Origin of the sequence: Streptomyces sp. SID5643 (genome assembly GCF_009872555.1) — a bacterium.
Lineage (GTDB): Bacteria > Actinomycetota > Actinomycetes > Streptomycetales > Streptomycetaceae > Streptomyces > Streptomyces iakyrus.
Genome location: NZ_WWIC01000154.1, coordinates 1 through 8,540, shown reverse-complemented (window position 1 = coordinate 8,540; position 8,540 = coordinate 1). Strand labels below are relative to the sequence as shown.

Genomic DNA, 8,540 nt, shown 5'->3' with positions numbered 1-8,540 from the left:
CAGGGGCGCGGGGAACTGCGCGACCAGCCCCCGCCTGCCCGCGGACGCATCACAAACCGGCGGCCCCCCACGGCACCTGCGGCGACCGGTACCACTCAATACCCAGGGCGTTCCACCGCTCAGCCTGCGCAGCAAGCCGCACCTTGTACCGCTCCCAGTCGTGAGAACCCGCCGGCGACCACCCCAGCTCGGCGACACCGGGCAACCGCGGAAACGCCATGAACTCGATGTGCCCGGAGTTCTCCAGCGTCTCCGACCACATCGGCGCCTCGACCCCCCGCACCGCGCCCCCCGGCACCCCCGGCAGATACGCCCCGGGATCCCAGTCGTACGACCGCTTCACCTCGACGTACCCGGCCCAGGACAGCCCCAGCGGCGTCTCCTTCGTGTACTTCATGTCGAGGTACACCCGGTCCGCCGGGGACAGAATCACCCCGGTCCCGTTCCGCGCGGCCTCAGCGACCCGCGCCTTCTCCTCCGCGCTGGTGCCGTCCAGCCCCCAGTACTGTGCGAGAGCCCCCTTCGCCGGGGCCGCCCCGGTCAGCTGGTGCCACCCGACCACGGTCTTGCCGTACTTCGCGACGATCGGCTGGACCCGGTCCATGAACCTCACGTAGTCCTCATGGCTGGTGGAGTGCGCCTCGTCGCCCCCGATGTGGAGGTACCTGCCCGGCGTGAGCGCGGCGAGTTCCCGGATCACGTCGTCCACGAAGTCGTACGTGATCTCCTTGCCGACGCACAGCGAGCTGAAGCCGACCTCCGTGCCGGTGTAGAGCGGCGGCGCCACGCCGTTGCAGTTCAGGTCGGCGTAGGAAGCCAGCGCCGCGTTCGTGTGGCCGGGCATGTCGATCTCGGGCACGACCTCCAGGTAGCGGGAGGCGGCGTACCGCACGATCTCCCTGTAGTCGGCCTTGGTGTAGTAGCCGCCGGGGCCGCCGCCGACCTCCGTGGAACCGCCGTAGGTGGCCAGGCGCGGCCAGGAGTCGACGGCGATGCGCCAGCCCTGGTCGTCGCTGAGGTGCAGATGCAACTTGTTGATCTTGTAGAGGGCGAGCTGGTCGATGTAGCGCTTGACCTGGTCGACGGTGAAGAAGTGCCGGGAGACGTCGAGCATGGCGCCGCGCCAGCCGTAGCGCGGGGTGTCCTCGAGCGTGCCGCCCGCGACCAGCCACGGGCCGGGCTGGACGGAGTCCTTCTCGACGGCCGCGGGGAGCAGCTGGCGCAGGGTCTGCACGCCGTGGAAGAGGCCGGCGGGCCGGGCGGCGGTGATGGTGACGCCGCCCCGGCCACTGTCGAGCCGGTAGCCCTCGGCGCCGAAGGGGCCCTCGGCCAGGCGCAGTCGGATACCCCCTGCACCCTGGGCGGTGACGGGGAGGCGGTAGCCCGTCGAGGGGCGCAGGATCCTCGCGAGGTACTCGCCGACATCCCGGGCCTCGCGGGAACCGTCGACGCGGATGTGCGTGCCGCGGGTGATCCGGTACGGGGATCCGCCCGGGTCGGCCGAGGCGGGCGCGGGGACGACCCGGTCGAGCGGGGTCGGCGATGCCTGCGGTGCGGGGGCGGCCCCGGTGACCGAGGCGGCCATCGCGACCAGCAGCAGGGAACCGAGCAGGCGGAGCGTTCTGCGGTGCTGTCTCACACGGCCATCTCTCACAAGCGTGTCCCTTCACGAGCCGTTGAGCTCCAAGAGGTCTGGACCACTCTCTCGTGAGACCGGTGGAACAATCCACCTCATGGCGGAAATCATCCAGAAGGACGGCACATGGGCCTTCGACGGGGACGCGCTGCGGCTGACTCCGGGGCGGGACAAGAACGTCAGTCTGCTGCGCAAGGAGCTGGGTGAACTGGTCGTGCCACTGAGGGCGTTGGCCGGTGTCTCCCTGGAGCAGGGCAAGAAGGCGGGGCGGCTCAGGCTGCGGCTGCGCGACGGCGCCGACCCGCTGCTGCACGCCACGGGCGGCCGGCTCACCGAGCCTCACGACCCGTACCAGCTGATCGTGGAGTCCGACCGCTACGGCGTCGCCGAGTACTTCGTGGACGAGGTCCGCAGCGCCCTGCTCCTCGACCAGGTCCCCGCCGGGCCGGTCGACGCGTATCTGCTGCCGGGCCCCTCCGTCCCCCTGTCGGTCTCCGCCGGGGACGGCACCGCCGGTTTCGACGGCGAGCGCATACGCCTGGAGTGGAACTGGAAGACGGAGGACGCCAAGGCCGCCGCCGGTGCCCGCACACTGGCGCTGGCCGACATCACGGGCGTGGAGTGGCACCCGGCGGCGGGCCTGGAGAACGGCCATCTGCGCTTCACCGTGCGGCACGCGCCCACCAAGATCCCGCCCAAGTACGACCCCAACGCCGTGGAGCTGTGGGGCTTCAAGAAGGACCCGCTGATGGCGCTGGTGGCGGCGGCGGTCCAGGCCAGGCTTCCGCACCCGGCCCGGACCGCGGCCCCCGACCCGGTGGACGCGCGACCGGAGTTGCCTTCTGCTCCGGTCGCCGCCTCCGAGGACGATCACGACGCCCTGCTGCGCCGCCTGCGCGAGCTCGGTGAACTGCACCGCTCGGGCGTGCTGACGGAGGAGGAGTTCGCCCTGGCCAAGCAGGCGGTCCTCAAGCGGATGTAGCAGGCGCCTACTTCGCCCGGCGGGCCACCGTGAAGTGGTCGACCTGGTCACCGTTCTCGGCGATGCCGCGCACCGTGAGCGTGGCCAGGCGCCCCTTCGGCGCGGGGGCGACGTCGACGCGCAGGAAGGAGTAGTCGAGGTAGCGCACCCGTGACCAGGCGACGGTCTCGTTCTGCTTGCCGCCCTTGACGTTGACGAACGAGGCGACGGACTCCACATCGTGCTCGTTTCCCTCGTACGACAGCGGGGCGCTGAAGGCGTAGAGGCTGCGGCCGGCCGCCCCGGCCGTCACGTAGACCACGCCCTCGGTCTCGGGGTAGGCCGTGCCGCCGATCGGGAGCTTCTTGGTGACCTTGTCGCCCTTGATCACGTCGGTGCGCTCGTACTGGTGGTTGTGGCCGTTGATGACGAGGTCCACGGTGTACTTCTCGAACAGCGGCACCCACTCCTGCCGGACCCCGCCCTCGGAGGCGTGCGAGGTGGACGTGCAGTAGGCGCAGTGGTGGAAGAACACGACGATGAAGTCGATGTCGTGCGCGGCCCGGTACGTCTTCAGCTGCGCCTCCAGCCATGTCGTCTGGGTGCCGCCGGAGATGCCGAGGTTGGCCGGGATCTCGAAGGAGATGTCGTTGGCGTCGAGCGAGATGACGGCCGTGTTGCCGTAGGTGAAGGAGTAGACGCCCGGCAGGTTCGTCTTGTCGGGGCCGTTGTCCGGGAGGGTCCAGCGGGCCTCCTCGCCGCCGTAGCCGGTGGGCGAGTACCAGGCTTCCATGTCGTGGTTACCGTAGGCGGGCATCCACGGCACGGACTTGGCGACGGACTCCGTCTGGGCGAGGAACTGGTCCCACACGCGCGAGTCGAAGCCGGTGTCGTCGGTCCTGCCCTGGCCGGCCGGGTCGCCGTACGCGATGTCGCCCGCGTGCAGGTGGAAGGCCGGGTTCTGGCCGAGGAGCAGGCTGTTGTTGGCGAGCGCGTGGTAGCTGACGCCCTCGTCGCCGAAGGCCGTGAAGGTGAACGGCTCCTGGTGCGCGGGGGCGGTGGTGAAGGTGCCGAGGGTGCCCAGCAGGTGGGGTGCGGCCGGGTCGAAGCCCTGGTGGCCGACGCCGTAGTAGTACGTCCGGCCCGGGCGCAGGTGGGTCAGCCGGGCGTGGACGTAGTACTGGGTGTGGTTGCCGCTCGCGCCGACACCGGCGGGCGTGAAGAGGGTGCGGACCTCGGCGTCGATCTTGCGGGAGAGGTCCCAGGGGTGGGCGCCGATCCGGATGAACGGCTTCTTCACGGCGACCGGGACCTGCCAGGAGACGGTCATCTCCGTGCGCGGGTCGGTGCCGTAGGCGAGGTGACGGCCGAAGGGGGCCACGTGGGCGCCGTCGACGGCCGCGGTGGCGGGGGCGGTGCGGGCGGTCGGTACGGCCGCCCGGGCGGTGGCGCCGGGCACGAACGCGCCACCCGCGACGGCGCCGAGCGTGACGGCGCCGCCTCTGATCATCGTGCGCCGGGAGAACCTGGAGCGCAGGTACTCGTGCTGCTCGGCCATGCTCATGCGCTCGGCGAGCCGCTCGGGTACGCCCATACGAGGAGTGTCCATGGCGTCCAAAAATCGACGCCTTGGGCAACGGGATGCCGGACGTCCGGTGGACGCTTCACGAACAGGCCCTCATGACCCGTTCAACGTTCTCCCAAAGAATGCCAACAGGCGCTTGCCCGGAATCGGGCAGAATTCTTGCGAAAGAGGCGCCGGTACCTCAGGATCTAGCGAGTGCACGACGAACTCGTTGATCATCTGACGCGGTCCACCGCCCTCGGGCGGGGCGAGGCGCTGCGTGTGATCCAGGACGTGCTCGCCTACTTCGACGAGACGACCGAGGAGTACGTCCGTCGCCGCCACCGCGAGCTCCAGGCCCAGGGCCTGGTCAACGCGGCGATCTTCGAGCGGATCGAGGCGGACCTCAAGTACCGCGCGGTGGCCCCGCCGGAGCTCTCGCTCCGGCAGCTGCGGCGCATCGTCTACGGCTAGGAATACGTTTATATGTGCGGAATCGTCGGTTACATCGGGAAGCGTGACGTCGCGCCCCTCCTCCTGGAGGGCCTCCAGCGGCTGGAGTACCGCGGCTACGACTCCGCGGGCATCGTCGTCACGTCCCCGAAGACGTCCGGCCTGAAGATGGTCAAGGCCAAGGGCCGCGTGCGCGACCTGGAGGCCAAGGTCCCGGCCCGCTTCAAGGGCACGACCGGCATCGCCCACACCCGCTGGGCGACCCACGGCGCCCCGTCCGACGTCAACGCCCACCCGCACATGTCGGCCGACAACAAGGTCGCCGTCGTGCACAACGGCATCATCGACAACGCCTCCGACCTGCGCCGCAAGCTGGAGGCGGACGGCGTCGAGTTCCTCTCCGAGACCGACACCGAGGTCCTGACCCACCTCGTCGCCCGCTCGCAGGCGACCAAGCTGGAGGACAAGGTCCGCGAGACCCTCCGGCTCGTCGAGGGCACGTACGGCATCGCCGTCATGCACGCCGACTTCCCCGACCGGATCGTGGTCGCCCGCAACGGCTCCCCGGTCGTCCTCGGCATCGGCGAGAAGGAGATGTTCGTCGCCTCGGACATCGCCGCGCTGGTCGCCCACACCCGCCAGATCGTCACCCTCGACGACGGCGAGATGGCCACCCTCAAGGCCGACGACTTCCGCACCTACACCACCGAGGGCACCCGCACCACCGCCGAGCCCACCACCGTCGAGTGGGAGGCCGCCTCCTACGACATGGGCGGCCACGACACCTACATGCACAAGGAGATCCACGAGCAGGCCGACGCCGTGGACCGCGTGCTGCGCGGCCGCATCGACGACCGCTTCTCCACCGTGCACCTGGGCGGCCTGAACCTGGACGCCCGCGAGGCCCGGCGCATCCGCCGCGTGAAGATCCTCGGCTGCGGCACCTCGTACCACGCGGGCATGATCGGTGCCCAGATGATCGAGGAGCTGGCCCGCATCCCCGCCGACGCCGAGCCGGCCTCGGAGTTCCGCTACCGCAACGCGGTCGTCGACCCCGACACCCTCTACGTCGCGGTCTCCCAGTCCGGCGAGACCTACGACGTGCTGGCCGCCGTGCAGGAGCTGAAGCGCAAGGGCGCGCGTGTCCTGGGCGTGGTGAACGTGGTCGGCTCCGCGATCGCCCGTGAGGCCGACGGCGGCATCTACGTCCACGCGGGCCCCGAGGTCTGCGTCGTCTCCACCAAGTGCTTCACCAACACGACGGTGGCCTTCGCCCTGCTCGCCCTGCACCTGGGCCGCACCCGCGACCTGTCGGTCCGCGACGGCAAGCGCATCATCGAGGGCCTGCGCAAGCTGCCCGCGCAGATCGCCGAGATCATGGAGCAGGAGGAGGACGTCAGGAAGCTGGCCCAGCAGTTCGCCGAGGCCCGCTCGATGCTCTTCATCGGCCGCGTCCGGGGTTACCCGGTGGCCCGCGAGGCGTCCCTGAAGCTCAAGGAGGTCTCGTACATCCACGCCGAGGCCTACCCCGCCTCGGAGCTCAAGCACGGGCCGCTGGCCCTGATCGAGCCGGCCCTCCCGACGGTCGCGATCGTCCCCGACGACGACCTCCTGGAGAAGAACCGCGCCGCCATGGAGGAGATCAAGGCCCGCAGCGGCAAGATCCTCGCGGTCGCCCACCAGCACCAGGAGAAGGCCGACGAGACGATCGTCGTCCCGAAGAACGAGGACGAGCTGGACCCGATCCTGATGGGCCTCCCGCTCCAGCTCCTCGCGTACCACACGGCGCTGGCGCTGGGCAGGGACATCGACAAGCCGCGGAACCTGGCGAAGTCGGTGACGGTTGAGTAGAGGCCTTCTTTTCAGGGGCGCGGGGAACTGCGCGAACAACCCCAACGCACCTGCACAGGCCGAACCATGAGGACGGACCCCCACGTGCTGCCACCAAAGCACAGGGGGTCCGTTTTCATCGCCGGGAAGCCGCCCAACTCCCCGGCCGGCGCAGCTAACCGGTGGCCGTCACGCCCCGGCCCGCAGCGCGTCGCGGAATCGCCGTGGGCCAGTGCGCCAGCGCCGCGGTGGCCGCGTACCAGGCCACCGCCCCCGCGGCGACGGCGAACCAGCCGCCCACCTTCACGAGCCCGTCGTTGCCGGCGAAACTCGCGATCGCCATCAGCAACAGGGCGACGAAGAACAGCCCGTACATGCCCTGACCGAGCCGGTCCCCGCCCGCGAGCGTCAGGGACAGCGCGACGAGGGCGAACAACAGCAGGAACAGCCCCGCCTCGTTGCCGGAGGCACTGTCGGACACCGCCCAGGTGAACCACAGCGCCCCGAGCACCGAGAACGCCGTCCCCCCGAGGGAGTCACCCTCGCGCAGGGCCACCAGCCCGGCGACGAAGAGCGCAACTCCGCCCACGTACTGGGCGATTGACCCGGCGTCAGCGGCCGACACACCGTCGATCACGGCAGTGTGTGCCAGCCCGAAGGCCAACAGGGTGATTCCGAGGGCGAGTCGACCGGCCACGGTCGTGATTCCGCTTCCCGCGGAGACGTCTTTGTCCACGGCGGGCTCCCTTCGTGCATGTGCAGTTGTACGGTGTCCCGTATATGCCCTTCACAAGGGCACAAACACCTCTACGCGTGAGTAGATTTACGCGCCGCACAAGGGGAGTTGCCGCTCGGTGAACGTCAGGGGATGACGATGACGGGCCGCTGCGCCCGCTTGGCGAGCCGCCCCGCGACCGAGCCGAAGATGCGCCCCACGATGCCGTGGGTGGAGCCGACAACGATGGCGTCGGCCTCGTACTCGCGGCCGACTTCTTCGAGTTCGTGGCAGATGTCACCGCCGCGCTCGACCAGGATCCAGGGCACCTCGGCGAGGTAGTCCGCACAGGCCAGTTCCAGACCGAGCACCTCGGTGCGGTGGTCCGGCACGTCCACGAACACGGGCGGTTCGCAGCCGGCCCACACGGTGGTCGGCAGCCGGTTGGCGACGTGCACGATGATCAGGCCCGACCCGGAGCGATGGGCCATGCCGATCGCGTACGCCAGGGCGCGCTCGCTGGACGTGGAGCCGTCGAAGCCGACGACGACGCCGTGCTTGAAGGCGGGGTCGCAGGAGTGGCGTGGCTCTTCCGCCGCCAGGGGCTCGGCCGCCGTGGGATCGGCGACGGGCCGCTTGCGGTCCGCGGGTTCGAAGAATTCGTGACCGGCCATGGCTGTCTCGGCGTTGTGATCCTTATATGGGGGACAACAGTGTGCGGCGGAGCTGTGTCCGGGAATGGTCTTCCCACCCCCATACCCTCAAGGGTACGGCGGCACGCCTCCTTAGCCCAGATCCCGCTCACGGTGCGTGCGGGTTCCAGGGAGCATGCACGAGGCACCGCCCGTAACGCAATGGTTGCTGCCCTGTACAGGCGGTTTGCACGGGATTCAATGACTCGCGAGGTGATCAGGACAGGCAGTGACCGACGCCGCCGCCGCGCGTTGAACCCCGAGAGTCACGCCACAGGGAGCACGCGATGTCCGGACCCCGCCCCGCCGCCGAGGCGGACCGCGCGACCCCGCCGCCGCGGGACACCGCGACGGATGTGGTTCGCTGGGCCGCCTTCAGCTGCCTGCTCGTCCCGGTGGTGCTCCTCGGCTACGGCGCCTCTCTGGCCGGTGCCGCCGGCACGGCCCTCGGGCTCGCGGCCGTCACGGGCGCCTGCCGGGTCCTGCTGCGCCAGTCCGAGCGCGGCGCGGCCCGGCTCGCGGCCGAGGACCGGGCACCCCACCGGGGGCGGCGCCACCGCACCGGAACCGGGTCCCACCGTGGCGGACGGCACACCGGAGGAGATACACCGGTCGGCTGACCGGTTTCCGCGCACGCGCACGTCACTTTTCAGCCAACTTCACGCCCCCGTGCATCCCCCGCTCCCCCC

General features: G+C 70.3%; 8 protein-coding genes. 4 read left to right on the top strand and 4 right to left on the bottom strand.

From position 1 onward, the window contains the following. Window positions 1–49: 49 nt before the first annotated feature. Window positions 50–1,585, bottom strand: coding sequence for a beta-N-acetylhexosaminidase (locus GTY56_RS18745; RefSeq protein WP_237524921.1), 1,536 nt, complete (start codon window positions 1,583–1,585; stop codon window positions 50–52). A gap of 148 nt (window positions 1,586–1,733) precedes the next feature. Between GTY56_RS18745 and GTY56_RS18740 the strand changes: the two genes are divergently transcribed. Beyond that, on the top strand, window positions 1,734–2,618 hold the full coding sequence (locus GTY56_RS18740; protein WP_161366504.1) for a DUF4429 domain-containing protein: 885 nt from the start codon (window positions 1,734–1,736) through the stop codon (window positions 2,616–2,618). Between the two features lie 7 nt (window positions 2,619–2,625). On the opposite strand, the gene GTY56_RS18735 is transcribed toward GTY56_RS18740, so the two are convergent. Further along, the gene (locus GTY56_RS18735; protein WP_202510406.1) at window positions 2,626–4,191 is read right to left on the bottom strand and encodes a purple acid phosphatase family protein; all 1,566 of its coding nucleotides are present in this window, start codon (window positions 4,189–4,191) and stop codon (window positions 2,626–2,628) included. 186 nt (window positions 4,192–4,377) lie between these two features. On the opposite strand from GTY56_RS18735, the gene GTY56_RS18730 reads away from it, so the two are divergent. Together GTY56_RS18730 and glmS are read left to right on the top strand one after the other, a co-directional pair. Continuing rightward, on the top strand, window positions 4,378–4,635 hold the full coding sequence (locus GTY56_RS18730; protein WP_030838058.1) for a hypothetical protein: 258 nt from the start codon (window positions 4,378–4,380) through the stop codon (window positions 4,633–4,635). A gap of 12 nt (window positions 4,636–4,647) precedes the next feature. Further along, a complete protein-coding gene (gene glmS, locus GTY56_RS18725) occupies window positions 4,648–6,465 on the top strand; it encodes a glutamine--fructose-6-phosphate transaminase (isomerizing) (RefSeq protein ID WP_161366502.1) in 1,818 nt (605 codons plus the stop codon). A 154-nt stretch (window positions 6,466–6,619) separates the two neighbouring features. Here glmS and GTY56_RS18720 read toward each other — a convergent pair whose 3' ends face one another. Both GTY56_RS18720 and GTY56_RS18715 read right to left on the bottom strand, forming a co-directional pair. Beyond that, window positions 6,620–7,180 (bottom strand): GPR1/FUN34/YaaH family transporter, encoded by a 561-nt coding sequence (locus GTY56_RS18720; RefSeq protein ID WP_161366501.1) that lies wholly within the window; start codon window positions 7,178–7,180, stop codon window positions 6,620–6,622. A 125-nt stretch (window positions 7,181–7,305) separates the two neighbouring features. Continuing rightward, a complete protein-coding gene (locus tag GTY56_RS18715) occupies window positions 7,306–7,833 on the bottom strand; it encodes a universal stress protein (RefSeq protein WP_010047889.1) in 528 nt (175 codons plus the stop codon). Window positions 7,834–8,138: 305 nt separating this feature from the next. On the opposite strand from GTY56_RS18715, the gene GTY56_RS18710 reads away from it, so the two are divergent. Further along, window positions 8,139–8,471 (top strand): hypothetical protein, encoded by a 333-nt coding sequence (locus tag GTY56_RS18710; protein WP_161366500.1) that lies wholly within the window; start codon window positions 8,139–8,141, stop codon window positions 8,469–8,471. The last annotated feature ends 69 nt before the right edge of the window (window positions 8,472–8,540 follow it).

Bases quoted from the DNA above. Each gene is read 5' to 3' on its own strand.
- GTY56_RS18735 (WP_202510406.1), bottom strand. From the start codon at position 4,191: ATGGGCGTACCCGAGCGGCTCGCCGAGCGCATGAGCATGGCCGAGCAG.
- GTY56_RS18745 (WP_237524921.1), bottom strand. From the start codon at position 1,585: ATGGCCGCCTCGGTCACCGGGGCCGCCCCCGCACCGCAGGCATCGCCG.
- GTY56_RS18740 (WP_161366504.1), top strand. From the start codon at position 1,734: ATGGCGGAAATCATCCAGAAGGACGGCACATGGGCCTTCGACGGGGAC.
- GTY56_RS18715 (WP_010047889.1), bottom strand. From the start codon at position 7,833: ATGGCCGGTCACGAATTCTTCGAACCCGCGGACCGCAAGCGGCCCGTC.
- glmS (WP_161366502.1), top strand. From the start codon at position 4,648: ATGTGCGGAATCGTCGGTTACATCGGGAAGCGTGACGTCGCGCCCCTC.
- GTY56_RS18710 (WP_161366500.1), top strand. From the start codon at position 8,139: ATGTCCGGACCCCGCCCCGCCGCCGAGGCGGACCGCGCGACCCCGCCG.